Raw genomic sequence first — 25934 nt, forward strand, 5'->3', positions numbered from 1 at the left:
CCTCCCCGCCATGCGGGGAGGACCTGAGAGCATGATCATCCTCGGGCTCGATCCCGGCCTCGGCACCACTGGCTGGGGCGTGATCCACGCCGACGGCAACCGGCTGAGCCACGTCGCCAACGGGCAGATCCGCACCGACCCGTCGATGCCGCTGCCGCGTCGCCTGTCCAACCTCCACGCCGCGCTGACCGACGTGATCCTGACCGAGCGCCCCGACTCGGCCGCGGTCGAGGAGGTGCTGGGCAACACCAACGCGCAGTCGACGCTCAAGCTGGGGCAGGCGCGCGGCGTGGTGCTGCTCGCCGCGGCAGGGGCGGGGCTGGCGATCGGCGAATATCATCCCTCCACCGTGAAGAAGGCGGTGGTCGGCACCGGCGGCGCGGAGAAGCGCCAGATCCAGGCGATGATGGCGGTGCTGCTGCCCGGTGCCAGGCTCGCCGGCCCCGACGCCGCCGACGCGCTGGCGGTGGCGATCACCCACGCGCACCATCTCGCCAGCGCCGAGGGGATGCGCCGCCGCGCGCGGGTGACGGCCTAGCGACTGATCCACCTCGCACGGCGTGCTCCGGCCTCCGCCGGAGCCCCGAGGTCATCGACGCTTTCGGGGGGCAACTGGGCGGGATCAGACACGAGCGGCAGGTGTCGGCGGCGTTCAGTGCACCGCCACCGTGGCGCGCCACGTCGTGATCACGTCCTCACCGCCGCTGGCATCCGGTAGCGCGGCGTCGTGCTGCTCGAGCACCAGACGGAAGCGCGCGCCGTCCCAGGCATATTCCTGCCGCAACGGGCCCAGCGCGCTGACCAGGCGGCGCCGCGCCGGATCCCAGGCCGGTGACGTTGCGGCGGGCGCGCGATCGGTCGTCGCCGCGACGGCCGCCCCCTTCGGCGGCAGCACGTACAGTCCGGCGAGGCCGTGCGTCGCGGCGCAGCCGGGGTCGAGCGCCAGCAGCGTGTGCACGGCGTCCAGCCGCCACGTCCGTGCCGCCGCGCACTCGGCGGCGGCGCGGCCGAGCAGCCTGCGCGCGTCCTTGGCGGAGAAGCGGCGCGGCGCCGCACCGGTCACCTCGGGTTGGTCGACCACGGGGAGCGGCGGCACGGTCGAGATCGGCATGGCCGCGCTGCCGCGCGCGGGCGGGACGAGCGCGACCATGCTCCCCTCGCGCCCCTGCGCCGCGTCGATCGCGCGCAGCGTGGCGCCGAGCCCCACGAGCGAGGCGCCGGCGAGCACGTGCCGCTTCGCGGCGACCAGCGTCACGCGCCGGCCGCGCAGCAGCGCTGCCGCGACCTTGCCCTCGAACGGCAGCGCGAGGCCCGCGCCGCCGCCCGGCGCGATCAACTGGGCGAGCGGTCGGCCGTCGACCGCGAGCGTCACGCGGTTGCCGGCGCTGACGCTGGCGGGAAGCGGCACCTCGAGCCGCGTCGCCGCCGCGGCAGCGCCGTCGCGCCGCAGCACCAGTCGCAGCCGCGGCTCGATCCCGCCGCTGTCGCGGGCGAGCGCGTGACAGGCGCGTAGATTGTCGCAGCCGAGGATCCAGTCCTCGTACGTGGCCAGCGCGGACGGCACCGCTGCCTGGAGCAGCAGCGCGGCGAGGAGAGACGCCATCGAACACCTCCGATCCCCGCGCCAGGCGCGGGGCGCCGGCGATTAGAGCGCAGCAAGCTTAACATTTTGTTGAGAAGGATGGCGACGAAGGCGCTCCGACCGCGGTGACGAACCTCCAGGGTTGGGCCGCCGACGTGGGGGGCACGCCGGCGACCCCCGACCGAGCTGCCTGTCGGGCGACCCGAAGGGCTGACTTGGTCGGTTGCGCGTGGAGGGCGGCGCACCGCCCCCGAACCGTCGGCGTCGCGCTAGCTCACCCGGCGGTCACTCGGCAAGGCCCTCGCGATCATCCGCGACTCGGTTCGTCGCGGCCCGCCTCAGGCGTCGACGTCTTCCGGCTCCGGGACCGGGGGATGGAGACGCAGCCGGTTGATCCGGCGCGAGTCGGCGTCGACCACCTCGATCCGCCAGCCGCTCGGGTGATCGACGCACTCGCCCGCCTCCGGCACGCGCCCGGCGAGCACCGCGGCGAGCCCGCCGATCGTGTCGACGTCGCTCTCCGCCTCGGCGAGCCGCGCGTCGACGGTCTCGCCGACATCCTCCAGCTCGACCCGCGCGTCGGCCTCCCAGGCGCCACCGTCGAGCGGGACGAGCAGCACCTCGGGGGCGTCGTCATGCTCGTCCTCGATCTCGCCGACGATCTCCTCGATCAGGTCCTCGATCGTGACCAGCCCCTCGGTGCCGGAATATTCGTCGAGCACCACCGCGAGATGGATACGCGACTGGCGCATATCGGCGAGCAGGTCGAGCGCGCCGCGGCTCATCGGCACGTACAGCGGCTGGCGGATCAGCGTCGCGATCGTCTCGGGCGGCTCGCCGCCACGCGCGAGGATCGCGAACACGTCCTTGATATGGACCATGCCGATGATGTGATCGAGGTTCTCGCGATAGACCGGCAGGCGGCTCACCCCCGCCTCGGCGAACACCTCGACCAGATGCGCGAAGCTGGTCGCCTCCTCCACCGCCACCACGTCGGCGCGCGGCACGCCGATGCCGCCGGCATCGCGCTCGCTGAAGTGGAGCAGGTTGCGCACCATCTGGCGCTCGAGCGGGGTGAGATCGCCCTTCAGATCGGGCGCCGGGTCTTCCTCGTAACGGTCGATCGCCTTCTCGAGCACCTCGCGCAGCGTCGCCTCGTGCGGTTCGCCGAAGATGAGGTTGCGCAACCCCGACCAGATGCCGGGTTCGTGATGGTGGTCGCCGCTGCCGGCGCTACTTCGGTCGTCGGCCATCGCCGTTCGTCAGTCCTCGCGTATGAGATAGGGGTCGGCGACGCCGAGGTCGGCCAGCGCGGCGCGCTCGATCTCCTCCATCGCGTCCCCCTCTTCGTCGTTCATGTGGTCATAGCCTAGCAGATGCAGCGTGCCGTGCACCACAAGGTGGGTGAAGTGATCGCCGACGGCGATCCCGCGCTCGGCCGCCTCGCGCGTGCAGACGCCGTGCGCCAGCACGATGTCGCCGAGCAGCAGCTCGCCGTCGTCCGAGTTCTGGCTGACGGTGGCGAGCAGGTCGGGCTGCACCATCGGGAAGGACAGCACGTTGGTGGGCTTGTCCTTGCCGCGATACTGGCGGTTGAGCGCGTGGACCTCGGCGTCGTCGGTGAGCCGTACGCTCACCTCCACCGCGGCGCGGGTGGTGAGCAGTTCGCCGTGCGGGGTGTGCGCCACCGCGGCGCGGGCGGCGGCGAGCGCGCGCTGCTCCCACGCCTCGTCGGGCCAGGATTCCTCGCGGGTGAGTTCGACGTGGATCATGTCAGGCGAGGTCCGTGTGCGAGAAATCGTCGCCCTTGTAGAGCAGGGCGGCATGGTGTGTCGCGGCGCAAGCGTAAGCGAAACAATCGCCCATGTTGAGTCGTGCGGGGTGACCGGTGTCCTTGCCGTAGCGGGCGTGGGCCGCGATCGCCGCGACCGCCTCCGTCTCGCCGATCGTGACGAGATCGATCGCGAACGCGTGCAACAGCGTCGTCAACTCCGCGTAGGCGACGTCGATCGATATCGTTCGCTTGTGCGCCACCGCGCGCGCCGCCTCCCAGAGCGCGATCGGAGAGGAGAGCCGTCGCTCTGCCGCGCCGAAGTTAGCCTCCAGCTCGCGCGCGTCCGGCTCCCCCGCCGCGATCGCCACCAGCGCCGAGGCGTCGAGGAAGACGGTCAACCGCCGTCCTCGTCGTTAAGCGAGTCGTAGAACGCCTTGTCCGCCTCGCGCCCGGTCGCCTCGCCGAGCGGATGCGCGGCCCGCCACGCGTCGAGCCGCTCATGATTGGTGCGCCCGCGCTCCGCCCTCAGCGCGTCTCGTCGGTGCAGCAGCGCGTCATGTACCGCCGCGGTCTTGGTGACGTGCAGCAGCTCCGCCACCTCGCGTGCCAGATCGGCGGTCTCGTCGTTCTTGATATACAACGCACCCATGATGCCCCCGTATATCCCGTCGAGGTAAGAAGGATATCCCGCCGCATCAAGCGTCGCGGCCCTCATACGCCTCCACGATCCGCCCGACGATCGGATGCCGCACCACGTCGCCCGCGGTGAAGCGGCACAAAGAGATGCCCTCCACGCCCTCCAGCCGGAAGGTGGCGTCGGCCAGCCCGCTCGCCGCGACGCCGCCGGGCAGGTCGGTCTGGTTGGGGTCGCCGCAGATCACCATCCGGCTGTTCTGGCCGAAGCGGGTGAGGAACATCTTCATCTGCGCCGGGGTGGTGTTCTGCGCCTCGTCGAGGATCACGAAGGCGTCCGCCAGCGTGCGGCCGCGCATGAAGGCGATCGGCGCGATCTCGATCTCGCCGCTGGCGATGCGGCGCTCGACCTGCTCGGCGGGGAGGCAGTCGTGCAGCGCGTCGTACAGCGGGCGGAGATAGGGATCGACCTTCTCCTTCATGTCGCCGGGCAGGAAGCCGAGCTTCTCGCCCGCCTCGACCGCGGGGCGCGACAGGATCAGCCGCTGCACGCTGCCCGAGATCAGCTGCGACACCGCCTGCGCCACCGCGATATAGGTCTTGCCGGTGCCCGCCGGGCCGAGCGCGAAGATCATCTCGTGCGAGGTGAGCTCGCGCATGTAATGCGCCTGCGCGGGCGTGCGCGGCACGATCGTCTTCTTGCGCGTGCGGATCATCACCGAGGGGGCGCCGCTGCCCGAATCGGCGCGGATGATGCCGTCGAGCACCGGCTCGGCCGCCATCGCGATCGCGGCGTCGACCAGTCCGGTGTCGACCTCCTCGCCGCGCTGGATGCGGTGGTACAGATCGTTGAGCGTGTCGCGCGCGAGCGCGACCTGCTCGGCGGTTCCCTCCAGCCCGACGCGGTTGCCGCGCGCGGTGATATACACGCCGAGCCGGTTCTCGAGCGCCACCAGATGCTGGTCATACTGGCCGAACAGCTGGCTGAGCAGCTGGGGCTTGTCGAACAACAGCTCGACGCGGGAACGCTCGCCGGATTGGGCGGGAACGGGCTTTCGGCTCATGCGGCTCCTTGCACGGCGACGGACGCGCCGGTTGAGGCGGGAGATAGGCGCGAGGGGCGGTGACGCAATGGCATCGCCGCCGAGTGTGGCAGGCGCGACGCGGCGGACAAGTCGAAATCGCGCGCGCCTTTAACCGAAATCGAGCTTCCCCGGCGTGCCGCGACGGTACGCCGTGGCGACCGCGTCGAGCGGGAACTTGTGCCGGGCGAACTGCGCGAGGTGGCGGCGCAGCGCGGCGTGCAGTTCCACGCCGACTGCCTCGCCGGCGGCATCGCTGAGCCAGTCGGGGCGCAGCGCGAGGCCCGCGGCGGTCACCTCCACCGCGGCGCCGAGGTGGACGAACCGCCGCCGCACCGTCGCCTCCGGCAAATGGAGTGCCTCCGCGACGAGGCGGCCGCGCACCGGCTGCCACGCCGGCGTGAGCTGGTGCGGCGGCGCGGCGCGGCGGAACAAGGCGGGATCAGCCGTGATCGCCGCGGCATTTCCCGCCAGTAACGCGGCGAGCAGCACCCGGTCGAGCGGCTTGGCACAGCGCGACCGTTCCGCCGCCGCGATCGCGAGCGTGAGATCGGCCGCGACGCCCAGCCCTTCGACCCAGTCATACTCCCCCGGCGCCGCGCTGAGCTCGGGAAGCAACGCCGCCGCGGCGAGCCGCTCGACCAGGGCGACGGCGCGGTCGTGGACGCGCGCGAGCGACGGCCCGAGCGCTGGATCGTCCAGTGGCCGGCCCGCGACGATCATCCCGCCCGCGACGCGGCGACAGCGCCCCGCGGCGGCGACCGCGGCGACGTGACGACGCGCGGTCTCGAACGGCATGGCCAGCGCCTCGCCCACGCCGAGCACGGGAGTCGGCCGCGCGCCGTCGAGCGTGCGGCGCAACAGCAGCAGGTAGATCAGCACCCGCTCGACCCGCGCGCCGAGCACCGGGGTCAGGTCGGCGATCACGCCGGCGAGCAGCTCGGCGAGGAGGCAGCGGATCGTCAGGGTCGGGGAAAGCGCGCCGATCACGCCGCGCAGCCTCGCCGCGACACACGGGCGCGTCCAGCGCCTCGCGCCGGCATGGGTCAGCGCGCGCGCAGCCCCTCGGCCATCAGCGCGAAGGCGTCGAGCGCGCGCGGCAGCGCGACGTCGGGCTCCTCGCTCGCCGCCACCCACAGCGCCGCGTTGAGCGCGGCACCGCTCAGCAGCCGCGCCGCCGCCTCGACGTCGACCGCGCGCATCGTCCCGGCCGCGACGAGGCGCGCGACGGTGTCCCGCGTCTCGGCGAGGCAGGCGTTCTGGCTCGGCCAGCGCGACGGGTCGCCCAGCACGGCGGGACCGTCGAGCAGCACGATGCGACGCACCTCGGGGTCGAGCGCCATCTCGATATAGGCGGCGGCCTCGGCGAGCAGCGCTTCCCAATCGTCGCTGGCGGAAGCCGCTGCCGCTCGCGCGCGCGCGGCCATCTCGCCGTCGACCTGCGCGACCACGGCGGCGAGCAGGCCCTTCTTGTCGCCGAACCCGTGATAGAGCGCGCCGCGTGTCAGCCCCGCGGCCGCGGTCAGCTCGTCCATCGAGGCGCCCGCGTAGCCATGCGCGGCGAAGGCGGCGCGCGCGGCCGCGATCAGTCGCGTCCGGTTCGCCTCGGTGGTCTCGGCACGGCGTCCCGCCATCTCGCATCGGCTCCTTCAAATACGGGGCGTATGTGGATTGACATACGCGGCGTATGCGATCACCTACGGAGCGTATGTCGAAGGGCGGGCCCGATCCAGTGCCTGCCTCACAGGAGAAGACCGATGAGCCATCGTGACGTCGTCGACGTGCCCCATCGCCATGCGCTCTACGACGCGCACGGCTATTCCCCCGCAGTGCGCGCGGGCGAGCTGCTCTTCGTCTCCGGCCAGGTCGGCAGCCGCGACGACGGCTCGCCCGAGCCCGAGTTCGAAGCACAGGTTCGGCGCGCCTTCGCCAATCTCGGCAACGTGCTGCGCGCGGCGGGGCTCGGCTTCGACGACGTGGTCGACGTCTCGACCTTCCACACCGATCCGGCGGCGCAGTTCGAAACGATCATGAAGGTAAAGGGCGAGGTGTTCGGCGCCGCGCCCTACCCGACCTGGACCGCGGTGGGCGTGACCTGGCTCGCGGGCTTCGACTTCGAGATCAAGGTGGTGGCGCGGCTGCGGTCCTAGGCCGGCGATCGTGCCTGGCACAGGCCGGGGCGCGGGTGCGAAGGCGTGGTGGGACTCGCCAGCGTCTCTCGACTCGGCCCGGCTTTCGCCGGCGCGCGCGAGGGACGGCGACGCCGCCTCTTCCCTCCATCGACCGCCTCAGGCCGCGTCGCGGAGCGCCACCGCGCCGGTCAACGAGTTCGGCCCCGCCGCGGCGAGCGTCACCTCGACCAGATCGCCGATCGCATGGTCGCCGACGAGATGGACCGACTGGAGCCACGGCGACTTGCCGAGCCATTGGCCGGGCAATTTGCCGCGGCGTTCGATCAGCAAGGTGCAGTGCCGCCCGACCGAGGCGGCGTTGAAGGCGGCCTGGTCGCGGTTGAGCGCCGCCTGCAGCCGCTGCAGTCGCTCGTCCATCACCTCCGCCGGCACGGCCGCGGCGAGGTCGGCGGCGGGCGTACCCGGGCGCGGCGAATATTTGAAGCTGAACGCCTGCGCGTAGCCGACCCGATCGACCAGCCGCAGCGTTTCCGCGAACTCTCCCTCGGTCTCGCCCGGGAAGCCGACGATGAAGTCGCCCGACAGCGCGATGTCGGGCCGCACCGCGCGGACGCGGTCGAGCAGGCGGAGATAGCCGTCGACCGTGTGCGCGCGGTTCATCGCGCGCAGCACGCGGTCGCTGCCCGCCTGCACCGGCAGGTGGAGGAAGGGCATCAGCGACTCGACGTCGCGGTGCGCCTCGATCAGCCCCTGCGCCATGTCGTTGGGGTGGCTGGTGGTGTAGCGGATCCGGGCCAGCCCCGGCAGCCGGTCGAGCGCGACGATCAGGTCGTGCAGCCCGCGGCCGTCGTCGTCGCGCCAGGCGTTGACGTTCTGCCCCAGCAGCGTGATCTCGCGCGCACCGGCGTCGACCAGCGCGCGCGCCTCGTCGAGGATCGCCGCATAGGGTCGGCTCACCTCGGCGCCGCGGGTGTAGGGCACGACGCAATAGGTGCAGAATTTGTCGCAGCCCTCCTGCACCGTGAGGAAGGCGCTCGCGCCGACGCGGCGCCGCGCCGGCAGGCTCGCGAACTTGGAGGCGGGCGGCATGTCGGTGTCGAGCGCGGCCTCCCCGGACGCGGCGCGCGCGACCAGGCCGGGCAGGTTGTGATAGGATTGCGGGCCGACCACCACGTCGACCTTGGCGCGGCGCACGATCTCCTCGCCCTCCGCCTGGGCGACACACCCCGCCACCGCGATCATCGGCGCGTCCGCGCCGCGCTCGCGCGCGCGCTTGCGCAGCCGGCCGATGTCCGAATAGACCTTCTCGGTCGCTTTCTCGCGGATGTGGCAGGTGTTGAGCACCACCAGGTCGGCGCCGTCGGCATCCGCGGTGCTGACCAGCCCCTCGGCCGCCATCAGCTCGGCCATGCGCTCGCCGTCATAGACGTTCATCTGGCAGCCGAACGACTTGACGTGGAAGGTCTGGGGCGGGGTCTTGGCAGTCACGGACATGGCGCGCGCTCTACCGGAAACGCGCTCGCCTCGCTACCCGCGGCCAGGATGCGGCGGCGCGCCTCGGCGGCGATCGCCTTGCGGTCGCCGGCGGGGGCGAAGGGAGCGAGGAAGGTGAGCGTCGCGACGAAGGTGCCGCGCCGGCTCAGCACGCGGCGCGCGTGCGCGGTGCCGGGTTCGTCGCCGACCCAGGCGAGCGCGCGCGCGGCGGGCTCGTAGTCGATCCGCACCGGCTGCACCATCAGCCCGGGCGGCGGCGGGTCGAGCGCGGCGAGCAGCGCGGCCTTGAACGGCAGCAGCGTCGCGCCGTCGCTTGTCGTGCCCTCGGGGAAGATCGCGACCGGCTGGCCGCGGGCGAGCGCGGTGCGCAGCGCGGCGACCTGGTCGGCGACGCCGAGCCGGTCGCCGCGGCGGACGAAGACGGTGCGGTTGAGCGTGCAGAGCCAGCCGACCAGCGGTGCCGCGCGCAGCTCGGCCTTGGCCACGAAGGCGCAGCCGCTGGCGCCGGCGAGCAGGAGGATGTCGAGCCAGCTGAGATGGTTGGCGAGCAGCACCGCGTCGCGTCGCAGCGGCGTGCCGAGGACGCGCACGCGCGCGCCGAACAGCCGCGCCGAGACGCCGAGGAAGCGCCGCGGCCAGGGCGAGCGCGCGCGCACCAGCCGCCAGAGGCCGTGAAGCAGCAGCGCGAGGAGCAGCCAGACGACGAGCGCGGCGAGGCGGAGGTAGGCGATCACGCGGGGGGCGATGAGGCAGCGGGGCGAGCGCGCGTCGTGACGTCCGCTCGCTTATCCACGGAAGGCAGCTCTACTCCGGCGAACGCCGGGAGCCAGTTGCGGAACGTCTCGGCTGAGCCACCACGGCCTTCCCACCTGGACCCCGGCGTGCGCCGGGGTAGTCGGCTGTGCCGGCGCGCCCGCATCACACCAACAGGCGAACCGCCGAGACGAGTGCGATAAGGCCGGATCACCGCAACCCCACCCGCCTCACTTCTTGGCGAGCGAGACGCCGTACAATTCCATACGATGGTCGACCAGGCGGAAGCCGAGCCGCTCGGCGATCGCCTTCTGCAGCAGCTCGAGCTCGGGATCGACGAACTCGATCACCTTGCCGGTCTCGACGTCGATCAGATGGTCGTGATGCGCCTCGGGCGAGGGTTCGTAGCGCGCGCGGCCGTCGCCGAAATCGTGGCGGTCGAGGATGCCCGCCTCCTCGAACAGCCGCACCGTCCGGTAGACGGTCGCGATCGAGATGCCCGGGTCGATCGCCGAGGCGCGGGCGTAGACCTTCTCGACGTCGGGATGGTCCTCCGCCTCCGACAGCACGCGCGCGATGATGCGCCGCTGTTCGGTGATGCGCAGTCCCTTCTCCTGACAGAGCGCTTCGAGATCGATCTTACGAGCCATGGACGCCTATGTAGTGCGTCCGGCTTGTTGCGAAAAGCGCTAGCGACTCGCAACTAGGGGAATTGCTGTGATCGGAGTGGGTTGCTCCGGCGGGAAGGGGGCGCGCGCGGCGGGCGATGCGCGGCCGCGAGTCGCCGTCCGCCTCACTCCAGCGCGAGCGCGTAGGTGTGCGCGTCGAAGGTGTCGCCGGTGCGGCTGCGGTAATAGTTGCGGCGCACCCCGGCGCGGCGGAAGCCGTGCGCGGCGTAGAGCGCCACCGCGGGATTGTTGGCGCGCACCTCGAGGTGGAGCCGCTTGACCCCGCGCCCGCGGCACTCAGCGATCACGCCGCGCAGCAGGGTCGCGCCGATGCCGGTGCGCGCGTGCGCCGGGTCGACGGCGATCAGCAGCAGCTCGGCCTCGTCCATGATCGCGCGGCTCAGCGCGAAACCGACCACCGCGCCCTCGACCCGCGCCAGCGTCAGCCACACGCCCGGCATGGCCAGGATGCCGACGCACTGGCTGCGCGTCCATGCCTCGCCGTAGCGTGGGTCGAAGGCGGCGCCCATCACGCGGTCGATCGCCTCGACGTCGGCGGCGCCCCCGGCGGCGAGCTCGACCAGCCGCACGCGCGCGCTCACGGCACCGCGGCGCGCGGCGCGGGCGGCTTGGCGTCGGGCGCGCGGCCGTAGAAGGGCACCGCCGGGAGGGCGCGCTCGGTGGCGGGAAGCAGCAGCGCGTGCGCCGCGTCGGGCAGCGCGGGGCGGTCGGCGACGGCGGCGTCGAGCGCGGCGAGCCAGCGCGTACCCGAGCCGATCGCCGCGGCGCCGTCGAGTTCGGCCAACGCCGCCGCCGGTGTGAGCGAACGGGGCGCGTCGAGCGGCCGGAACGGGCGAGCGAAACGCTGCATGAAGACCTCACCGTGCCCGCCTTCGGCGATCACCGCAAGAGCCGCGGAAGCCGGGTTTTCGGCCAGCGCGGCAGCGGCGACGAGCGCCAGCGCGCCATAGCCCGCCACCTCCGCACCCCAGCCCAGCGCGAGCGCGCGCGCCGCGGCGATGCCGACGCGGATGCCGGTGAAGCTGCCGGGTCCGACGTCGACCAGGATGCGCGCGGCGCGACCGCCGTCGGGCAGGCCGGCGATCATCGGCACCAGCCGCTCGGCATGGCCGCGCCCCACCTCCTCGTGCGCGCCCGCGACCAGGCGCTCGCGCTCGAACAGCGCGACCGAGCAGGCCGCCGTGGCGGTGTCGATGACGAGCAGTCGGTCGCGCACGTCAGGCGAGACGGTTGAACGTCTCGAACGCGGGGCGCGGCAGGCGCTCGTGCAGCGTCGCGGCATCGCCGTAGCCGAGCGTGGCGATGAAGTTGGTGCGGACGTTGGGGGTGTCGGCGAAGAAGGCCTTGTCGACCGCGCCGGCGTCGAACCCCGACATCGGCCCGACCCCGAGCCCCAGCGCGCGCGCCGCCAGGATCAGATAGGCGCCCTGCAGCGACGAGTTGCGGAAGGCCGAGGCCTCGCGCAGCTCGCGGTTGCCGTCGAACCAGCTCTTGGCATCGACGTGCGGGAAGAGCGTGGGGAGATGCTCGTGAAACTCGGTGTCCATGCCGATCACCACGCTGACCGGCGCGGCGAGCACCTTGTCCTTGTTGGTCGCCGAACAGGCGGCGGCGAGCCGCGCCTTGGCCTCGTCCGACACGCACCACACCAGCCGCGCGGGCAGCTGGTTGGCCGAGGTCGGCGCCATCTTCATCAGGTCCCAGATCGCGCGCAGCGTCGCCTCGGACACGGGCTCGTCGCGATAGTGGTTGAAGGTGCGCGCGGTGCGGAACAGCTGGTCGAGCGCGGCGTCGTCGAGCGCGGGCATGGCGGTCCTGTCGATGGGGGAGGGGAGCGGATCGGGCGCGCGCGTCAGACCGCGCGCACCTCGGTCACTTCGGGGACATAGTGGCGCAGCAGCTGCTCGATGCCGTTCTTGAGCGTCGCGGTCGACGAGGGGCAGCCCGAGCAGGCGCCCTGCATGCGCAGGAACACCTTGCCCTTGTCGAAGCCGCGATAGACGATGTCGCCGCCATCATTGGCCACCGCGGGGCGGACGCGCGTGTCGATCAGCTCGCGGATCTGCGCGACGATGTCGGCGTCGGCGGGATCGTCGGTGAAGCTCTCTTCTTCCGCAGGCACGCTGAAGTCCGCGCCGCCGGTGCGGAACAGCGGCATCTGCGCGGTGAAATGGTCCATCAGAAGCGCGAGCACGTCGGGCTTGAGCTCGCTCCAGCTGACTCCCGGCGCGGCGGTGACCGAGACGAAGTCGCGTCCGAAGAACACGCCGGTGACGTCGCCCAGATCGAACAGCGCGGTGGCGAGCGGGCTCGCCTCGGCCTCCTCGGGCGTGGCGAAGTCGCGCGTGCCAGCGTCCATCACGATGCGCCCCGGCAGGAACTTCACGGTCGCCGGGTTCGGCGTGGCTTCGGTCTCGATCAGCATGGCCGGCATGTGGCGCCTGCGCGCCGGGGGATCAAGCGGGCGCGGCGAAAGGGATTGTTTCGGGCGGGAGCGGAAATCCTCCCCGCATAGCGGCGAGGGGGACCGCCGCGCGTCAGCGCGGTGGTTGAGGGGGCTGTCCCGGACGAGCCGGCCCGCTCGCTGGGAGCCCCGTCCGTCAGCGCTGACGCGCTGCCACGTCCCCGCGAGCGGGGAGGATGTAAGCTCTACCCGTCCAGCTGCTGCACCGCCGCGTTCCACTTGGCGACGTTGGCACGCGCTTCCTGCACGAAGGCGGAGCGCTTGACCGCGCCGAGGAACAGGTCGGCCACCCACTTGCCCGGGTTGCGCAGCGGGCGCTCGAACTGGATCAGCAGCACCACCCGGGTGCCAGCGGTGTCGTTCCACACCTCGTGACGGTAGGTGTCGTCGAACACCAGGGTCTCGCCCTCGGCCCAGCGCACGACGCGGTCGCCGACGCGCATCCGCACGTCGCCGTCGCGCGGCACGATCAGCCCGAGGTGACAGGTGATCAGCCCCTTGGTGACGCCGCGATGGTCGGGGATGTGAGTCCCCGGCGCGAGGATCGAGAAGAAGGCCGAGTTGAGGCCCGGGATCTGCTCGATCACTTTCTGCGTGCGCGGGCAGCGCGCCAGATTGTCGTGGATCGGATAGCCGTAGCCCCACAGGAAGAAGGAGCGCCACTTGTTGACCTCGGCGATGGCGCGATGGTCGGGCGAGATCGTCGCCAGGCTGGGCGCGGCGTTGCCGACCAGCGCCACCGCGCGCGCCTCGTCATGGATCGCCTCCCAATGCTCGCGCAGCAGCGCGGTCCAGGCGAAATCGCGCACGTCGAGGACGGGATCGTTGGGGACGAGCGAGGAGCCCGCGATCAGCCGGTCGAACACGCCGCGCAGGTGCTTGCCGACGCGGATCAGCAGCGGGCGGTTGGCCTCGGCCCGCATCGTCGCGCCGGGCACGGGCGCGCCCGAGATCACGTTGAGATCGGGCACCAGCACCGGTTCGACGGCATCGCCGCTGTCCTGCCACATCCGCGTCTTCGCCAGCCGGCTGTCGTGCTTCATCGATACGTCCTCGTCGCGATGGCGCGCGCGCCGCCGCTCTATCTTCCCGTCGGGCTAAACCCGCATCGCGACCAAAACGTGGCATCCGCTTGGCAAAGGCTTGCTCGGGCACGGGAAAGGATCGTTTCGCCGGCGTGAGTTGCCGCCGGGCCGCGGCGGCCCTACAAGCCTTCGTATGAAGTCGTATGCGCGCGTGCTCGCGAAGCCGCTCGTCGCCCTCCTGCTCGTGTCCGTGTCGCTGCCGCTGCCCGCGCAGCAGCGCGTGCGCCGGCCGTCGGCGGCTCCCGCCAAGCCAGCCAAGCCCGCGGCGGCGCCGACGCCGGCGATCCGCGTCGACACCTCGCCCTGGCTGTTCAAGGGATCGGACATCCCGCCCGATCCCGAGTGGCATTTCGGTGCGCTGCCGACCGGGCTGCGCTACGCGGTGCGCAAGAACGGGGTGCCGCCGGGGCAGGTGGCGGTGCGCGTGCGGATCGACGCGGGCTCGCTGTACGAGAGCGACGCCGAGCAGGGCTTCGCGCACCTGATCGAACATCTGTCGTTCCGCGGCTCGCGCTACGTGCCTGACGGCGAGGCGAAGCGCGTGTGGCAGCGCTTCGGCGCCACCTTCGGCTCGGACTCGAACGCCTCCACCACGCCGACGCAGACGGTCTACAAGCTCGACCTGCCCGGGGCGACCGACGTCAAGCTCGACGAGAGCCTCAAGATCTTCGCCGGCATGATGGCCGAGCCCGCGATCACCGACGCGGGCCTCGCCGCCGAGCGCCCCGCGGTGCTGGCCGAGCAGCGCGAGGCGCCGGGCGCGCAGGTGCGCTACGGCGACGCGATCCGCCAGACCTTCTTCGCGGGCCAGCCGCTCGCCGAGCGCTCGCCGATCGGCACGATCAAGACGCTGGAGGCGGCCACGCCCGCGACGGTGCAGGCGTTCCACGACAAATGGTACCGCCCGGCGCGCGCGGTGGTGATCATCTCGGGCGACATCGATCCAGACGTCGCCGCCCGCCTGGTGGTGAAGAACTTTGGCACCTGGACCGGCAAGGGCGCTGACCCGGCCGACCCCGACTTCGGCAAGCCCGATCCCAAGGCGCCCGCGACCAAGACGATCGCCGAGCCGTCGCTGCCACCCGTGGTCGCCACCGCGACGCTGCGGCCGTGGGAATATCGCGATGACACGATCATCTTCAACCAGAAGCGGCTGGTCGACTTCCTCGCGATACGGCTGATCAACCGCCGGCTCGAGTCGCGCGCGCGCGCCGGGGGCAGTTTCCTCCAGGCCTCGGTGAGCCTCGACGACGTGTCGCGCTCGGCCAACGGCACCTTCACCAACGTGATCCCGATCGGCGACGACTGGGAGGCGGCGCTCAAGGACGTGCGCGCGGTGGTGGCGGACGCGATGGCGACGCCGCCGACCCAGGCCGAGGTCGACCGCGAGCTCGCCGAGTTCGACGCGGCGATGAAGAACGACGTCGACACCGCGCGCGTCGAGGCGGGCGCGAAGCAGGCCGACGACATGGTCAACGCGCTCGACATCCGCGAGACCGTGGCCGGGCCGAAGACCAGCTACGACATCCTGCAGGACGCGCGCGCCAAGGGCATGTTCACGCCCGCGGCGATGGTCGAATCGACCAACCGCCTGTTCAAGGGAGACGTCCAGCGCGCTTTGCTCAACACGCGCACGCCCGACGCCAGCGCCGCGACCAAGCTGGCCGCCGCGCTCACCGCCGACGTGTCCAAGCTGGCGGGCAAGCGCGCCGAGCAGCGCTCGGTCGATTTCTCCAAGGTGCCCAAGCTCGGCGCCCCCGGCCAGGCGACCGCGCGTGCCACGGTGGGCGACCCGCCGATGGAGCAGGTGACCTTCGCCAACGGCGTGCGCGCGCTGATCTACGCCAACCCGTCCGAGACCGGGCGCGTCTACCTGCGCGTGCGCTTCGGCCGCGGCTATCAGGCGCTGCCGGGCGACCGGCCGACTCCCGCCTGGGCTGGCGAGACCGCGCTGATCGCGAGCGGGATCGGCACGCTCGACCAGGGCGCGCTCGACTCGCTCACCACCGGGCGCCGCATGGGGCTCGACTTCGACATCGGCGACGACGCCTTCCTGCTGGGCGCGCAGACGACGCCGAGCGACTATGCCGACAATCTCACGCTGATGGCGGCCAAGCTCGCCGCGCCGCGCTGGGACGCGGCGCCGGTGGCACGCGCGCGGGCGGCGATGCTGACGGGATATGCCGGGCTGAACTCGTCGCCGGACGGCGTGCTGGCGCGCGACCTCGAGGGGCTGCTGCGCGACGGCGATCCGCGCTGGGGCATGCCGACGCTGGCGCAGATCCAGGCGCTCAACGCGCGCGACTTCAAGAAGCTGTGGCAGCCGCTGCTGGCGACCGGGCCGATCGAGGTGGACGTGTTCGGCGACGTCAAGGCCGACGAGGCGATCGCCGCGGTCGCCAAGAGCTTCGGCGCGCTCAAGCCACGTCGCGCGAACGAGGGGACGGGCGCGCCGGTGCGGTTCCCCGCGCACAACGCCACGCCGGTGATGCGCACCCATGACGGCGACGACAACCAGGCCGCCGCGGTGATCGCCTGGCCGACCGGGGGCGGCTCGGCCGACCATGCCGAGCAGCGCCGGCTCGACGTGCTGGCGGCGGTGTTCGCGGACCGCTTGTTCGATCGGCTGCGTTCGGTGGCGGGGGCGAGCTACTCGCCGACCGCGCAGAGCCAGTGGCCGGTGGGGTTGCCCGGTGGCGGGCGGCTGATCGCGGTGGGCAAGGTGGCGCCCGACAAGGTGCCGCTGTTCTTCCAGCTGTCGCGCCAGATCGCGGCCGAGCTGGTGTCGACCCCGGTCAGCGCCGACGAGCTGCGCCGCACGATCGTGCCGATGCTGCAATATATGGCGCGCGCCTCGTCGGGGAACCAGTTCTGGCTGATCCAGACCTCGGGCGGCACGTTCGATCCCAAGCGGATCGAGGCGAGCCAGAGCCTGATCGGCGACATGACCGGCATCACGCCCGAGGCGCTCCAGGCGAGCGCGGCCAAATATCTGCGGCCGGACAAGGACTGGACGATGGCGGTGGTGCCCAAGGTGGCCGCGGGCGGGGCGGGGGCGGCGGTGCCGCCCGGATCGCCGCTCGGGGGGGCGCCGGCGAAGTAGCGCGATCTCTCCGCCCTAAGTTCCCCGGCGAAGGCCGGGGCCCAGTGGGGAGACGTCGGCGAGACACACGACAGGAGTTCCAACTGGGCCCCGGCCTTCGCCGGGGCACCGGGTCGCCAGCGCGACCGTCAGCCTCACCCCCCGTACAGCGCGTCCAGCCGCGCGCCATAGACCTGCCGCAGCACGTGGCGGCGGATCTTGAGGCTGGGGGTGAGCTGCTCGTTCTCGATCGTGAACGGCTCGTCCGCCACGATCCAGCGGCGCACGCGCTCGGTCACCGACAGGTCCTTGTTGGTGCGGTCCACCGCCGCCTGGAGCGCGGCGCGATAGGCCGGGTCGTCGGGCGTCACCGGATCGCGCCGCCCCTGCGCGCGCGTCCAGTCGAAGGTCCATTCCGGGTCGGGCACCAGCACCGCGACCATGTGCGGGCGGCGGTCGCCGTAGATCATCGCCTGGCCGATCTCGGGCTGCAGCGTCAGCATGCCCTCCACCTTCTGGGGCGCGACATTGTCGCCCTTGTCGTTGATGATCAGGTCCTTCTTGCGATCGGTGATGCGGATCCGGCCGCGTTCGTCGAGCTCGCCGATGTCGCCGGTGTGGAGCCAGCCGTCCTGGAGCACGCGCGCGGTCTCGGCCTCGTTGCGCCAATAGCCGCGCATCACCAGCTCGCCGCGCACGAGGATCTCGCCGTCCTCGGCGATCCGCACCTCGGTCTCGGCGAGCGGCGGGCCGACCGAGTCCATCCGCAGCCCGGCGGAGGGCCGGTTGCACGAGATCACCGGCGCCGCCTCGGTCTGGCCGTAGCCCTGGAGGAAGCAGATGCCGAGCGACTGGAAGAACACGCCCACCTCGGGCGTCAGCGGCGCACCGCCCGAGACCATCGCCTTGATCCTGCCACCGAACTTGCGCGCGATCTTGCGCTTGAACAACGTGTCGACCAGCAGCGCGGCGGGCCGGTCGCGCAGCCCCAGCCGCTTCTCGTAGCGCTTGGTGCCGACCTCGAGCGCGAGCCGCAGCAGCTTCTGCGGCGTGCCGCCCTGTTTCTCGATCCCCTTGGTGATGCGCGTCCGCAGCACCTCGAACAGGCGCGGCACCACCACCATGATCGTGGGGCGCACCTCCTCGATGTTGCTGGCGAGCTTCTCCAGCCCCTCGGCGTAATAGATCTGGCCGCCGAGCCCGATCGGCAGGTGCTGGCCGCCGCTATGCTCATAGGCGTGGCTGAGCGGCAGGAAGGAGAGGAACACCTCGTCCCCCCAGCCGAAGTCCTCGGCGATGATGACGATGCAGCCGTTGACGTTGTGCAGGATCGCGCCGTGGTGCTGCATCACCCCGCGCGGCGCGCCGCCCGTCCCCGAGGTGTAGATGATGCAGGCGAGATCGTCGCGGCCCAGCTCGGCGGCGGCGCGGTCGGCGGCGGCGGTCACGTCGGCGGGATGGCGCTCGATCAGCGCGCGCCAGTCGTGCACCTCGAACGGCGTCTGGCCGAGCCGCATCGGGTCGATGCCGATCAGCATCTGCGGGCGGATCGAGCGCAGGATCGCGGGCATCAGCGTCCGGGCGAGCTTGTCGGTCGAGACGATCACCGCCTTGGCGCCGGAGTTCTCGATGACGTGGGCGTGATCGCGCTCGGTGTTGGTCGTGTAGGTCGGCACCGTCACGCAGCCCGCCGCCATGATCGCGAGGTCGGACAGGCACCATTCGGGGCGGTTCTCGCTCACCAGCATGACGCGGTCGCCGCGCTCCAGCCCGATCGCGCGCAGCCCGGCGGCGAGCCGCGCCACCGTCTCGGCGGCCTCGCGCCAGCTGGTCGCGCGCCACGCGCCGTCGCGCTTGGTCCACAGGAAGGGCGCGTCGCCTTTCTCGGCGGCACGGGTGAAGAACATCGTCACCAGGTTGGGGAAATGTTCGAGGCGTCGAGTGATGGCGCCGCTCCTCTCGCTGATCGATCCTGTTCTGTCGCCGTCATGCCTGAGATGCGGCGGCCTCGTCCAGCGAGTGATTGCGCCGATCCTCGCAGCCCGCCACAAGCGACGGATGACGCTACGCTTTTCCGCCGCCGCGCTGCTCGCGCTGACGCTCGCCACCCCTGCCACCGCGCGCGAGGCGGTGTCGCCGGAGCGTCAGCGCGCCACGGTCGAGAAGCTCGTCTCGTTCGGCACGCGCCACTCGCTGTCCTCGGCGACCGACCCGAGGCGCGGCATCGGCGCGGCGCGGACCTGGGTCGCGGGCGAGTTCGCCAAGCTGTCGCGCGACTGCGGCGGCTGCATCGCCACCGAGCGCCTGTCCCGCCGCTTCACCGGCCCGCGCGCGCCCGACGGCGTGGTGATCGAGGACGTGCTCGGTGTCCAGCGCGGCACCGATCCGAACCGCTACGTCATCGTCGGCGCGCACATCGACAGCCGCGTCACCGACGTGATGAACGTCACCAGCGACGCGCCCGGCGCCAACGACGACGCCAGCGGCGTCGCGCTGGTGCTCGAGGCCGCGCGGCTGCTCCACCGCGAGCGCTTCCGTGCCAACATCGTCTACGTCGCTTTCTCGGGCGAGGAGCAGGGGCTGTGGGGCGCGACGCTGCTCGCCGAGACCGCGCGCGCGCGCGGCTGGCAGGTCGACGCGATGCTCAACAACGACATCGTCGGCAACTCGCTGGGGCAGGGCGGCGTGGTCAACGATCGCTACGTCCGTGTCTTCTCCGAGGGTATCCGGGCGAGCGAGTCGCTCGCCGACGCCATCGAGCGGCGCGGCATCGGCGGCGAGGACGACGGTCCCAGCCGCGCGCTGGCCAAGATGATCGGCGGCGTCGCGACGACGCTGCCCGGCGGCTTCGGCGTCTTCGTCGACCGCCGCCCCGACCGGTTCGGCCGCGGCGGCGACCACGAGCCCTTCCTCAAGCAGGGCTATCCCGCGGTGCGCTTCTCGGTCGCCGCGGAGAACTGGGACCGCCAGCACCAGGACGTGCGCACCGAGAACGGACGCGTCTACGCCGACACGATCGAGGGGATGGACTTCGGCTATCTCGCCAAGGTGACCGCGATCAACGTCGCGACGATCGCGCGGCTGGCCGCCGCGCCCGCCGCGCCGGCGAGCGCGGCGATATCGGGCGCGCTGTCGTACGACACCAAGGTGAGCTGGGCGCCGGTCGCGGGCGCGGCGCGCTACAAGGTCTATTGGCGCCGCGCCGACGCAGCGGCGTGGAGCAACTCGCGCGAGGCGACCGGGACCACGCTCGACGTCGCCGGCGTGCCGGTGGACGACCACTTCTTCGGCGTGGCGGCGATCGGCGCCGAAGGCGCGGAGAGCCTCGTCACCTTCGCCGGTCGCGAGAAGAAGTAGCGGCTCCGCCCGCGAGACGGGGGGCGAGCAGCGCCGTCAGCCGCTCGCAGCCGCGCGCGTCCTCCGCGTCGAAGCGTGCGGGCGTCGGACTGTCGAGATCGAGCACGCCGAGCAATCGGCCCTCGTGGACGATCGGCACCACCAGCTCCGACCGGCTCGCGGCGTCGCAGGCGATATGGCCGGGGAAGGCGTGGACGTCCTCGACCAGCTGGGTGCGCCGCTCGGCCGCAGCGGTGCCGCACACGCCGCGCCCCAGCGCGATGCGGATGCACGCCGCTTTGCCCTGAAACGGGCCGAGCACCAGCTCGTCGCCGATCAGACGGTAGAAGCCGGCCCAGTTGAGCTCGGGCAGATACTGCCACAGCAGCGCGGCGGCGTTGGCCATGTTCGCGATCGGGTCGGGCTCGCCGCCGGTCAGCGCGTCCAGTGCGGCGTACAGATCGTCGAAGAGGTGGGGCTTCGACTCGGCGGCGACGGCGAACTCGTACATGGCGTCGACGTAGGGGCTCACCCAGGATCGCGCCAGAGGCGGGTACGCCGGGCGGCGCGGGGCCGCCACGACGCCGCGATGGCCGATCAGCCCCGCATCGTCCAGTGCACCACTACTCGGCCATAGCCCGCCTCGCACAGCGGCCAGGCCACCCTCTCGCTCGGACGGAGCGTGATCGCGGGTCGGGACGCGACCAAGCGCCAGCAACGCAGCGCCGTCACTGGTGGCCCCCCGCGCGCGCCGGGGCGAGCCCCTGCTGGTCGAGGAACTGGTTCAGCCCGGCCGCCAGCGCCTGCGCGCCCGCGACCGTCAGCGCGATCCGGCCCGCGACCACTCGCTCCACCACCGGGGTCTCGCCCGAGTGATCGCAGCGCGCCGCCTCAAGCGTGAGCACCACCGTGCCGCCCAGGCTGGTGAAGCCGGCGCAGCCGGTGGCGAACAGCTCGGCGGCGAAAGGATTGTCGACCAGCGGCGGCGGGGCCTGGCGCGGCTGCGGCGCGCGGCTGCGGGACGAGATGTACATGCCAACTTCCTCGTTGCGCCGGCAGGGGGGGAGGCCGGCGCGGGGCGAGGTGCGCCGCTCGCGTCTCGCTCGCGTGTCGCTGTGTTGCGTCCGTTCGGCCCCCATGTTGCGGCAGTGGCGGCTCGGCGCGCGGGTGCAGCATCGGCCGTTCCGGGCCCATCGCGCTCGCGCCAGTCGGCGTTATATACCGCCATGGCCCGCATTCCCGTGACCCGCTCGCTCTCGATCGAGGACGACCTGATCGACTATACGGCGACCCGCTCGGGGGGCGCCGGCGGGCAGCACGTCAACACCACCGACTCCGCGGTGATCCTGCGCTTCGACGCCGCGGCGAGCGACCTGCCCGAGCGGGTGAAGGAGCGTCTCGCCGTGCTGGCAGGATCGCGGATGACCGCGGCCGGCGTGCTGGTGCTGCGGAGCGAGGGGTCGCGCTCGCAGCACGTCAACCGCCAGGAGGCGCTGGAGCGCCTCGTCGCGCTGATCCAGGAGGCGACGGTGGTCCAGGCCAAGCGCCGCCCGACGCGACCGACCCGCGCGTCGCAGACCCGCCGGGTGGACGCCAAGAAGGGCCGGGCAGGCGTGAAGGCGGGGCGGAAGAAACCGTCGTTCGACTGATCGGCGCCGGGGCGGCGGCCCGCTCAGCCGGCGGCGAAGCCGAGCGCCGCGAAGCGCCCGGGCCAGGGCGCCTCCGCCGCGGCGTCCTCCTTGCCGGGGCGCGGCAGCGCGATCGCGGCGGCGTGGAGCATCATCCCCGCCGGATCGGCGCGGCCGTAGACCGGATCGCCGACGATCGGCACGCCCAGCCCCTCGCGCGCGTGGACGCGCAGCTGGTGCGTCCGCCCGGTGTGCGGGGTGAAAGCGACCAGGGCGCGGCCCTCGCGCGAGTCGAGCAGTTCCCAGTCGGTCCGCGCCGCCTTGCCGCGCGGGTCGACCGCGATGCGCCAGCCGCGCTCGGCGCTGGAGACCTTGCGCAGCGCCAGCTCGACCGTGCCGCGCTCCGCGTCGGGCACGCCGTCGAGGATAGCGAGATAGCGCTTGCGCACCTGCCCCGCCTCGAACGCCTGCTGGTAGCGCGCCTGCGCCTTGGGGTTGCGCGCGAGCAGCAGGCAGCCGCTGGTGTCGCGGTCGAGCCGGTGCACCGCGACCGGCCAGCGGCGGAAGCCGAAGGTGAGCGAGCCGAGATGGTTCTCCAGGCTGAGCCCGCCGTCGCGCGGGGGATCGACCGGCAACCCGGCGGGCTTGTCGATGATCAACGCCTCGCCGTCGAGGAACAGGACCCGGTCGCCTAACATGCACCACGCCCTTGCCATCGCCGCGCCGCCGTGGCCAGAGGGCGCGATGCGCCGCGCCTCCCTGATCCTCGCCGCCCCGCTGCTCGCGCTGGCCGCGCCGGCGCAGGCGCAGTTGTGCGACAACAGCAACGTGCGCATGGGCGCGGACGGGCGGGCGCTGGGGCACCTGCCCTATGGCGACGCGCCGCCGGGCGAGCTGGTCGCGGTGCCCGAGGGGTTGGCGGTCAGCTCCTGCGTGCTGCGCCGCGACGTGGTGCCCGATCTCACGCGGCTGATCGCCGCCTCGGGCGGGCAGGTGCGTGCGCTGTCGTGTCACCGCTCGATAAGCTACCAGCAGGCGGTGTTCTGTCGCGAGGCGCAGACCGCGGCGGGCGAGCGCGCGCTCTCGGTGGCGCCGCCGGGGCACAGCGAACATGCCACCGGCTACGCGCTCGATTTCGCCTTCCGCCCGCGCGTCAACGACTGCCCCGACGCCGAGGCGTGCGGCGCGGCGACCCCGGCGTTCCGCTGGCTCGTCGCCAATGCCGCGCGCTACGGCTTCGAGATGTCCTTCCCCGCGGGCAATCGCCAACGCGTCAAGTGGGAGCCGTGGCACTGGCGCTGGGTCGGCGCCAGCGCGACCGCGCCCGGGGCGGCGCGTGCGCGCGCGCTGTTCGCCCGTGCCCGCGCGGCCTTCCCGGCCGAGCCCGCGGTGGCGCGCGACCCGGTGGTGATCGCGGCCGTTGCCCCACCGCCGGTCTACCTCGGCGCCTATGCGCCGCCCGAGTGCCGCAAGGGCAAGTGCCGCCTGCCCAAGGCGCGTCGGCGGTAGCGCCCCATCGTGTTCTGTTCATCCTCCCCTGCAAGGGGAGGTGGCAGCCCGCAGGGCTGACGGAGGGGTGACCCGGGCGGCGAGAGCCGCGCCACTCGCAGCTCGCGACACTCCTCCGGCGCGCTACGCGCGCCACCTCCCCTTTCAGGAGAGGATCAGCGATGGAGGCGCCCTCATCCGCTCAGCCGCGGTTCAGCCGCGCGGGCGCTAGGATCGGCCGTGCAATTCCGCTACATCGCGGGATCGCTCTCACCGGGGTCTCGACCGTTCGCATGAAGTCCAAGCTGCTCCAGGCCGCCGCGCTGGTCACCACGATCGCGATGGTGCCGGTCGCCACCGGCGCGATGGCCGCCGCCGATACCAGCACCTATCGCGAGATGGACAAATTCCTCGACGTCTACAATCGCGTGAAGGCCGATTACGTCGACAAGGTCACCGACGAGCAGCTGATCAAGGGCGCGATCGACGGCATGCTCGCCGCGCTCGACCCGCATTCCAGCTACGTCGACGCCTCGGACTTCGACAATCTGCGCATTCAGACCGAGGGCAATTACGGCGGCCTCGGCCTGACCGTCTCGATGGAGGACGGCGCGGTGAAGGTCGTCTCGCCGCAGGAGGACACGCCCGCGGGGCGCGCCGGGATCAAGTCGGGCGACTTCATCACGCACATCGACGGCAAGCTGATCTACGGCGGCACGCTCGACGAGGCGACCGCGCAGATGCGCGGCAAGCCCGGCACCAAGATATCGCTCACGCTCGTGCGCCCCGGCCGCGACAAGCCGATCGACGTCACGCTCGTGCGCGAGGTGATCGTGCAGCGCCCGGTCAAATGGGAGGTGAAGGGCGACGTCGGCTACATCAACATCAACACCTTCTCGGAGGCGACCGGCGCCGACACGCGCGCCGCGGTGATGGCGATCGACAAGTCGCTCGGGCACAAGCCGCTCGGCTATGTCGTCGACCTGCGCGAGAACGGCGGCGGGCTGCTGACCCAGGCGATCGAGGTGTCCGATGCCTTCCTCGAGCGCGGCGAGATCGTCAGCCAGCGTGGCCGCGAGAAGGACGACATCGAGCGCTACTTCGCCAAGCCCGGCGACGTCGCGCACGGCCTGCCGATCATCGTGCTGACCGACTCGGGGACCGCCTCCGCCAGCGAGATCGTCGCCGGCGCGCTGCAGGACCACCACCGCGCGCTGGTGATGGGAGAGCGCAGCTTCGGCAAGGGCTCGGTGCAGACGCTGCTTCAGCTCGGCCCGCGCACCGCGCTGCGGCTCACCACCGCGCGCTACTTTACGCCCTCCGGGCGCAGCGTGCAGGAGGGCGGGATCGAGCCCGACATCCGCGTGCCCCAGCTCTCCGACGCCGATTACAAGTCGCGGCCCGTGTTCCGCGAGGCCGACCTGCGCCGCCACCTGATCAACGAGATCAAGTCGCCCGACAACGCCGTGCTGGAGGAGGACACCAAGGACGACCCGCGCTTCACCGCGACGCCGGAGTCGCTCAAGAAGCAGGGAGTCGAGGACTTCCAGCTCTGGTATGCGCTCAAGACGATCGCGCGGCTCGGCGGGCCGCAGCAGGTCGCCGCCGTGACGCAGTCGATGGCGAGCAACCCGCCGGCGGTGGGCAAGAAGTGACCGGCGCCACGCTCGACCGGCCGTTCGGCGCGCGCACGGGGCAGGGGCTGCGCAACGCCCGGCTGCTCGCGCTGCTGGTGCCCTCGGCGCTGCTCGCGGGCGCCTGGGCGTTCCAGCTGATCGGCGGGCTCTATCCGTGCGAGATGTGCCACTGGCAGCGCTGGCCGCATTACGGCGCGCTGGCGATGGCCGCGCTGGCCTTTGTGATCCGCGCCCCGCGCGTGCAGGCGACGCTGGTGGCGGGCGCCGCGGCGCTGGTGGTGGTCTCGGGCGCGATCGGCGTCTTCCATGCCGGGGTGGAATATCACTGGTGGCAGGGCGTGACCGCCTGCACCCAGACGACCAGCACCGTCGGCCTCTCCACCGACCAGGCGCTCAAGGACCTGCTCGCCGCGCCGATCGTTCGCTGTGACGCGGCGCAATGGTCGCTGCTCGGCGTGTCGCTGGCGGGATGGAACGCTCTGCTCTCCTTCGCCGGTGCCGCGCTGATCGTAACGCAGCTGTGGAGGCGCGCATGACCTGGAAACCCGGCGACAAGCCCGCCGCGAGCGACTCGATGATCCGCGTCGATCAGGCGGGCGAGTTCGGCGCGATCCGCATCTACGCGGGGCAGCTGGCGATCATGGGGCAGCGCTCGCCGATGGCGCGCAAGATCTCGGCGATGGTCTTGCAGGAGGAAAAGCACCGCGCCTTCTTCGATCGCATGATCGTCGAGCGCGGGGTACGACCGACCCTGTTCCAGCCGTTCTGGGACGTCGCCGGCTTCGCGCTGGGCGCGGTGACGGCGGCGATCGGTCCGGAGGCGGCGATGGCGTGCACCGCCGCGGTCGAGACCGAGATCGACAAACATTACGAGGAGCAGCTCGTCGCGCTCGGCGACAGCGACCCCGAGTTGTCCGAGGCGATCCGCGAGTTCCAGGCCGAGGAGCTGGAGCATCGCGACACCGCGCTGGCGCACGGCGCCGAGAACGCGCCGGCCTATCCGCTGATGTCGGCGATCATCCGGCTGGGCTGCCGGGTGGCGATCGCGACCGCCAAGAGGATCTGAGAGGAAGGT

General features: G+C 72.1%; 29 protein-coding genes. 9 read left to right on the forward strand and 20 right to left on the reverse strand.

What is annotated here, in order from left to right; genetic code table 11:
- Nucleotides 1–31: 31 nt before the first annotated feature.
- On the forward strand, nt 32–538 hold the full coding sequence (gene ruvC / locus FHY05_RS19385) for a crossover junction endodeoxyribonuclease RuvC (RefSeq protein ID WP_183946082.1): 507 nt from the start codon (nt 32–34) through the stop codon (nt 536–538).
- 114 nt (nt 539–652) lie between these two features.
- Here the strand turns inward: ruvC and FHY05_RS19390 are convergent, their stop codons facing one another.
- The 8 genes from FHY05_RS19390 to FHY05_RS19425 all read right to left on the reverse strand — a co-directional run bounded on the left by FHY05_RS19390 (nt 653) and on the right by FHY05_RS19425 (nt 6705).
- Nucleotides 653–1603: a DUF1176 domain-containing protein gene (locus FHY05_RS19390; protein WP_183946083.1), complete on the reverse strand. Its 951-nt coding sequence runs from the start codon at nt 1601–1603 to the stop codon at nt 653–655.
- 317 nt (nt 1604–1920) lie between these two features.
- The gene (locus FHY05_RS19395; protein WP_183946084.1) at nt 1921–2835 is read right to left on the reverse strand and encodes a hemolysin family protein; all 915 of its coding nucleotides are present in this window, start codon (nt 2833–2835) and stop codon (nt 1921–1923) included.
- Between the two features lie 9 nt (nt 2836–2844).
- Nucleotides 2845–3354 carry an rRNA maturation RNase YbeY gene (gene ybeY / locus FHY05_RS19400; RefSeq protein ID WP_183946085.1) on the reverse strand — a complete coding sequence of 170 codons (510 nt, stop codon included), beginning with the start codon at nt 3352–3354 and terminating at the stop codon, nt 2845–2847.
- 1 nt (nt 3355) lies between these two features.
- On the reverse strand, nt 3356–3754 hold the full coding sequence (locus FHY05_RS19405) for a type II toxin-antitoxin system VapC family toxin (protein ID WP_183946086.1): 399 nt from the start codon (nt 3752–3754) through the stop codon (nt 3356–3358).
- Nucleotides 3751–4005, reverse strand: coding sequence for a type II toxin-antitoxin system VapB family antitoxin (locus FHY05_RS19410; RefSeq protein ID WP_183946087.1), 255 nt, complete (start codon nt 4003–4005; stop codon nt 3751–3753). The genes FHY05_RS19405 and FHY05_RS19410 overlap by 4 nt, the downstream gene beginning before the upstream one ends.
- Before the next feature lie 46 nt (nt 4006–4051).
- Complete coding sequence (locus FHY05_RS19415) at nt 4052–5053, reverse strand: PhoH family protein (protein WP_183946088.1); 1002 nt, start codon at nt 5051–5053, stop codon at nt 4052–4054.
- Between the two features lie 129 nt (nt 5054–5182).
- Entirely contained in the window at nt 5183–6061 is an 879-nt protein-coding gene (locus FHY05_RS19420) for a hypothetical protein (protein ID WP_183946089.1), read from the reverse strand.
- Between the two features lie 56 nt (nt 6062–6117).
- Nucleotides 6118–6705 carry a TetR/AcrR family transcriptional regulator gene (locus FHY05_RS19425; protein WP_183946090.1) on the reverse strand — a complete coding sequence of 196 codons (588 nt, stop codon included), beginning with the start codon at nt 6703–6705 and terminating at the stop codon, nt 6118–6120.
- Between the two features lie 123 nt (nt 6706–6828).
- Here FHY05_RS19425 and FHY05_RS19430 point away from each other — a divergent pair, with 123 nt between their 5' ends.
- Nucleotides 6829–7221, forward strand: coding sequence for a RidA family protein (locus tag FHY05_RS19430; RefSeq protein ID WP_183946091.1), 393 nt, complete (start codon nt 6829–6831; stop codon nt 7219–7221).
- A gap of 138 nt (nt 7222–7359) precedes the next feature.
- On the opposite strand, the gene miaB is transcribed toward FHY05_RS19430, so the two are convergent.
- From miaB to FHY05_RS19465, 8 genes are all read right to left on the reverse strand, one after another.
- Nucleotides 7360–8697, reverse strand: coding sequence for a tRNA (N6-isopentenyl adenosine(37)-C2)-methylthiotransferase MiaB (gene miaB / locus FHY05_RS19435; protein WP_183946092.1), 1338 nt, complete (start codon nt 8695–8697; stop codon nt 7360–7362).
- Nucleotides 8688–9431, reverse strand: coding sequence for a lysophospholipid acyltransferase family protein (locus FHY05_RS19440; protein WP_311732530.1), 744 nt, complete (start codon nt 9429–9431; stop codon nt 8688–8690). The genes miaB and FHY05_RS19440 overlap by 10 nt, the downstream gene beginning before the upstream one ends.
- 249 nt (nt 9432–9680) lie before the next feature.
- Nucleotides 9681–10100 (reverse strand): Fur family transcriptional regulator, encoded by a 420-nt coding sequence (locus FHY05_RS19445; protein WP_132908705.1) that lies wholly within the window; start codon nt 10098–10100, stop codon nt 9681–9683.
- A gap of 143 nt (nt 10101–10243) precedes the next feature.
- On the reverse strand, nt 10244–10720 hold the full coding sequence (rimI, locus tag FHY05_RS19450; RefSeq protein WP_311732531.1) for a ribosomal protein S18-alanine N-acetyltransferase: 477 nt from the start codon (nt 10718–10720) through the stop codon (nt 10244–10246).
- Nucleotides 10717–11355, reverse strand: coding sequence for a tRNA (adenosine(37)-N6)-threonylcarbamoyltransferase complex dimerization subunit type 1 TsaB (gene tsaB, locus FHY05_RS22705; RefSeq protein WP_311732532.1), 639 nt, complete (start codon nt 11353–11355; stop codon nt 10717–10719). The genes rimI and tsaB overlap by 4 nt, the downstream gene beginning before the upstream one ends.
- A 1-nt stretch (nt 11356) precedes the next feature.
- Nucleotides 11357–11947 (reverse strand): malonic semialdehyde reductase, encoded by a 591-nt coding sequence (locus tag FHY05_RS19455; RefSeq protein WP_183946093.1) that lies wholly within the window; start codon nt 11945–11947, stop codon nt 11357–11359.
- A 44-nt stretch (nt 11948–11991) separates the two neighbouring features.
- Nucleotides 11992–12564 carry a NifU family protein gene (locus tag FHY05_RS19460; protein ID WP_183946094.1) on the reverse strand — a complete coding sequence of 191 codons (573 nt, stop codon included), beginning with the start codon at nt 12562–12564 and terminating at the stop codon, nt 11992–11994.
- Between the two features lie 224 nt (nt 12565–12788).
- Nucleotides 12789–13646, reverse strand: coding sequence for an aspartyl/asparaginyl beta-hydroxylase domain-containing protein (locus FHY05_RS19465; RefSeq protein ID WP_260181720.1), 858 nt, complete (start codon nt 13644–13646; stop codon nt 12789–12791).
- A gap of 175 nt (nt 13647–13821) precedes the next feature.
- Here FHY05_RS19465 and FHY05_RS19470 point away from each other — a divergent pair, with 175 nt between their 5' ends.
- Nucleotides 13822–16791 carry a pitrilysin family protein gene (locus tag FHY05_RS19470; protein WP_183946095.1) on the forward strand — a complete coding sequence of 990 codons (2970 nt, stop codon included), beginning with the start codon at nt 13822–13824 and terminating at the stop codon, nt 16789–16791.
- 134 nt (nt 16792–16925) lie between these two features.
- Here the strand turns inward: FHY05_RS19470 and FHY05_RS19475 are convergent, their stop codons facing one another.
- Nucleotides 16926–18677: a long-chain fatty acid--CoA ligase gene (locus FHY05_RS19475; protein ID WP_183946161.1), complete on the reverse strand. Its 1752-nt coding sequence runs from the start codon at nt 18675–18677 to the stop codon at nt 16926–16928.
- 151 nt (nt 18678–18828) lie between these two features.
- On the opposite strand from FHY05_RS19475, the gene FHY05_RS19480 reads away from it, so the two are divergent.
- Complete coding sequence (locus FHY05_RS19480; protein WP_183946096.1) at nt 18829–20127, forward strand: M20/M25/M40 family metallo-hydrolase; 1299 nt, start codon at nt 18829–18831, stop codon at nt 20125–20127.
- Here FHY05_RS19480 and FHY05_RS19485 read toward each other — a convergent pair.
- Both FHY05_RS19485 and FHY05_RS19490 read right to left on the reverse strand, forming a co-directional pair.
- Nucleotides 20099–20617, reverse strand: a complete 519-nt coding sequence (locus FHY05_RS19485; RefSeq protein ID WP_183946097.1) for a GAF domain-containing protein — start codon at nt 20615–20617, stop codon at nt 20099–20101. The genes FHY05_RS19480 and FHY05_RS19485 overlap by 29 nt on opposite strands.
- Nucleotides 20618–20834: 217 nt before the next feature.
- Nucleotides 20835–21140 carry a hypothetical protein gene (locus FHY05_RS19490; protein WP_183946098.1) on the reverse strand — a complete coding sequence of 102 codons (306 nt, stop codon included), beginning with the start codon at nt 21138–21140 and terminating at the stop codon, nt 20835–20837.
- Nucleotides 21141–21332: 192 nt separating this feature from the next.
- On the opposite strand from FHY05_RS19490, the gene arfB reads away from it, so the two are divergent.
- Nucleotides 21333–21755 (forward strand): alternative ribosome rescue aminoacyl-tRNA hydrolase ArfB, encoded by a 423-nt coding sequence (gene arfB, locus FHY05_RS19495; protein ID WP_183946099.1) that lies wholly within the window; start codon nt 21333–21335, stop codon nt 21753–21755.
- A gap of 23 nt (nt 21756–21778) precedes the next feature.
- Here arfB and FHY05_RS19500 read toward each other — a convergent pair whose 3' ends face one another.
- Complete coding sequence (locus tag FHY05_RS19500; protein ID WP_183946100.1) at nt 21779–22432, reverse strand: RluA family pseudouridine synthase; 654 nt, start codon at nt 22430–22432, stop codon at nt 21779–21781.
- On the opposite strand from FHY05_RS19500, the gene FHY05_RS19505 reads away from it, so the two are divergent.
- The 4 genes from FHY05_RS19505 to FHY05_RS19520 all read left to right on the forward strand — a co-directional run bounded on the left by FHY05_RS19505 (nt 22431) and on the right by FHY05_RS19520 (nt 25925).
- The gene (locus tag FHY05_RS19505) at nt 22431–23243 is read left to right on the forward strand and encodes a M15 family metallopeptidase (RefSeq protein WP_260181721.1); all 813 of its coding nucleotides are present in this window, start codon (nt 22431–22433) and stop codon (nt 23241–23243) included. The two genes, FHY05_RS19500 and FHY05_RS19505, sit on opposite strands and share 2 nt — an antisense overlap.
- Nucleotides 23244–23515: 272 nt before the next feature.
- Nucleotides 23516–24877 carry a S41 family peptidase gene (locus FHY05_RS19510; RefSeq protein ID WP_183946101.1) on the forward strand — a complete coding sequence of 454 codons (1362 nt, stop codon included), beginning with the start codon at nt 23516–23518 and terminating at the stop codon, nt 24875–24877.
- Entirely contained in the window at nt 24874–25395 is a 522-nt protein-coding gene (locus FHY05_RS19515; protein WP_311732533.1) for a disulfide bond formation protein B, read from the forward strand. Before FHY05_RS19510 ends, FHY05_RS19515 begins: the two co-directional genes overlap by 4 nt.
- Entirely contained in the window at nt 25392–25925 is a 534-nt protein-coding gene (locus tag FHY05_RS19520) for a demethoxyubiquinone hydroxylase family protein (protein ID WP_183946102.1), read from the forward strand. Before FHY05_RS19515 ends, FHY05_RS19520 begins: the two co-directional genes overlap by 4 nt.
- Nucleotides 25926–25934: the final 9 nt, after the last annotated feature.

This window comes from Sphingomonas sp. BK580 (assembly GCF_014194975.1).
Taxonomy (GTDB): domain Bacteria; phylum Pseudomonadota; class Alphaproteobacteria; order Sphingomonadales; family Sphingomonadaceae; genus Sphingomonas.

Coding starts and splice junctions, on each gene's coding strand:
- ybeY (WP_183946085.1), bottom strand. CDS start 3,354: ATGATCCACGTCGAACTCACCCGCGAGGAATCCTGGCCCGACGAGGCG.
- FHY05_RS19415 (WP_183946088.1), bottom strand. CDS start 5,053: ATGAGCCGAAAGCCCGTTCCCGCCCAATCCGGCGAGCGTTCCCGCGTC.
- FHY05_RS19480 (WP_183946096.1), top strand. CDS start 18,829: ATGACGCTACGCTTTTCCGCCGCCGCGCTGCTCGCGCTGACGCTCGCC.
- FHY05_RS19465 (WP_260181720.1), bottom strand. CDS start 13,646: ATGAAGCACGACAGCCGGCTGGCGAAGACGCGGATGTGGCAGGACAGC.
- ruvC (WP_183946082.1), top strand. CDS start 32: ATGATCATCCTCGGGCTCGATCCCGGCCTCGGCACCACTGGCTGGGGC.
- FHY05_RS19410 (WP_183946087.1), bottom strand. CDS start 4,005: ATGGGTGCGTTGTATATCAAGAACGACGAGACCGCCGATCTGGCACGC.
- FHY05_RS19490 (WP_183946098.1), bottom strand. CDS start 21,140: ATGTACATCTCGTCCCGCAGCCGCGCGCCGCAGCCGCGCCAGGCCCCG.
- FHY05_RS19425 (WP_183946090.1), bottom strand. CDS start 6,705: ATGGCGGGACGCCGTGCCGAGACCACCGAGGCGAACCGGACGCGACTG.
- FHY05_RS19460 (WP_183946094.1), bottom strand. CDS start 12,564: ATGCTGATCGAGACCGAAGCCACGCCGAACCCGGCGACCGTGAAGTTC.
- FHY05_RS19445 (WP_132908705.1), bottom strand. CDS start 10,100: ATGGCTCGTAAGATCGATCTCGAAGCGCTCTGTCAGGAGAAGGGACTG.
- FHY05_RS19470 (WP_183946095.1), top strand. CDS start 13,822: ATGAAGTCGTATGCGCGCGTGCTCGCGAAGCCGCTCGTCGCCCTCCTG.
- FHY05_RS19395 (WP_183946084.1), bottom strand. CDS start 2,835: ATGGCCGACGACCGAAGTAGCGCCGGCAGCGGCGACCACCATCACGAA.
- FHY05_RS19505 (WP_260181721.1), top strand. CDS start 22,431: ATGCACCACGCCCTTGCCATCGCCGCGCCGCCGTGGCCAGAGGGCGCG.
- FHY05_RS19475 (WP_183946161.1), bottom strand. CDS start 18,677: ATGTTCTTCACCCGTGCCGCCGAGAAAGGCGACGCGCCCTTCCTGTGG.
- FHY05_RS19430 (WP_183946091.1), top strand. CDS start 6,829: ATGAGCCATCGTGACGTCGTCGACGTGCCCCATCGCCATGCGCTCTAC.
- FHY05_RS19510 (WP_183946101.1), top strand. CDS start 23,516: ATGAAGTCCAAGCTGCTCCAGGCCGCCGCGCTGGTCACCACGATCGCG.
- arfB (WP_183946099.1), top strand. CDS start 21,333: ATGGCCCGCATTCCCGTGACCCGCTCGCTCTCGATCGAGGACGACCTG.
- FHY05_RS19455 (WP_183946093.1), bottom strand. CDS start 11,947: ATGCCCGCGCTCGACGACGCCGCGCTCGACCAGCTGTTCCGCACCGCG.
- FHY05_RS19520 (WP_183946102.1), top strand. CDS start 25,392: ATGACCTGGAAACCCGGCGACAAGCCCGCCGCGAGCGACTCGATGATC.
- miaB (WP_183946092.1), bottom strand. CDS start 8,697: ATGTCCGTGACTGCCAAGACCCCGCCCCAGACCTTCCACGTCAAGTCG.
- FHY05_RS19390 (WP_183946083.1), bottom strand. CDS start 1,603: ATGGCGTCTCTCCTCGCCGCGCTGCTGCTCCAGGCAGCGGTGCCGTCC.
- FHY05_RS19485 (WP_183946097.1), bottom strand. CDS start 20,617: ATGTACGAGTTCGCCGTCGCCGCCGAGTCGAAGCCCCACCTCTTCGAC.
- FHY05_RS19500 (WP_183946100.1), bottom strand. CDS start 22,432: ATGTTAGGCGACCGGGTCCTGTTCCTCGACGGCGAGGCGTTGATCATC.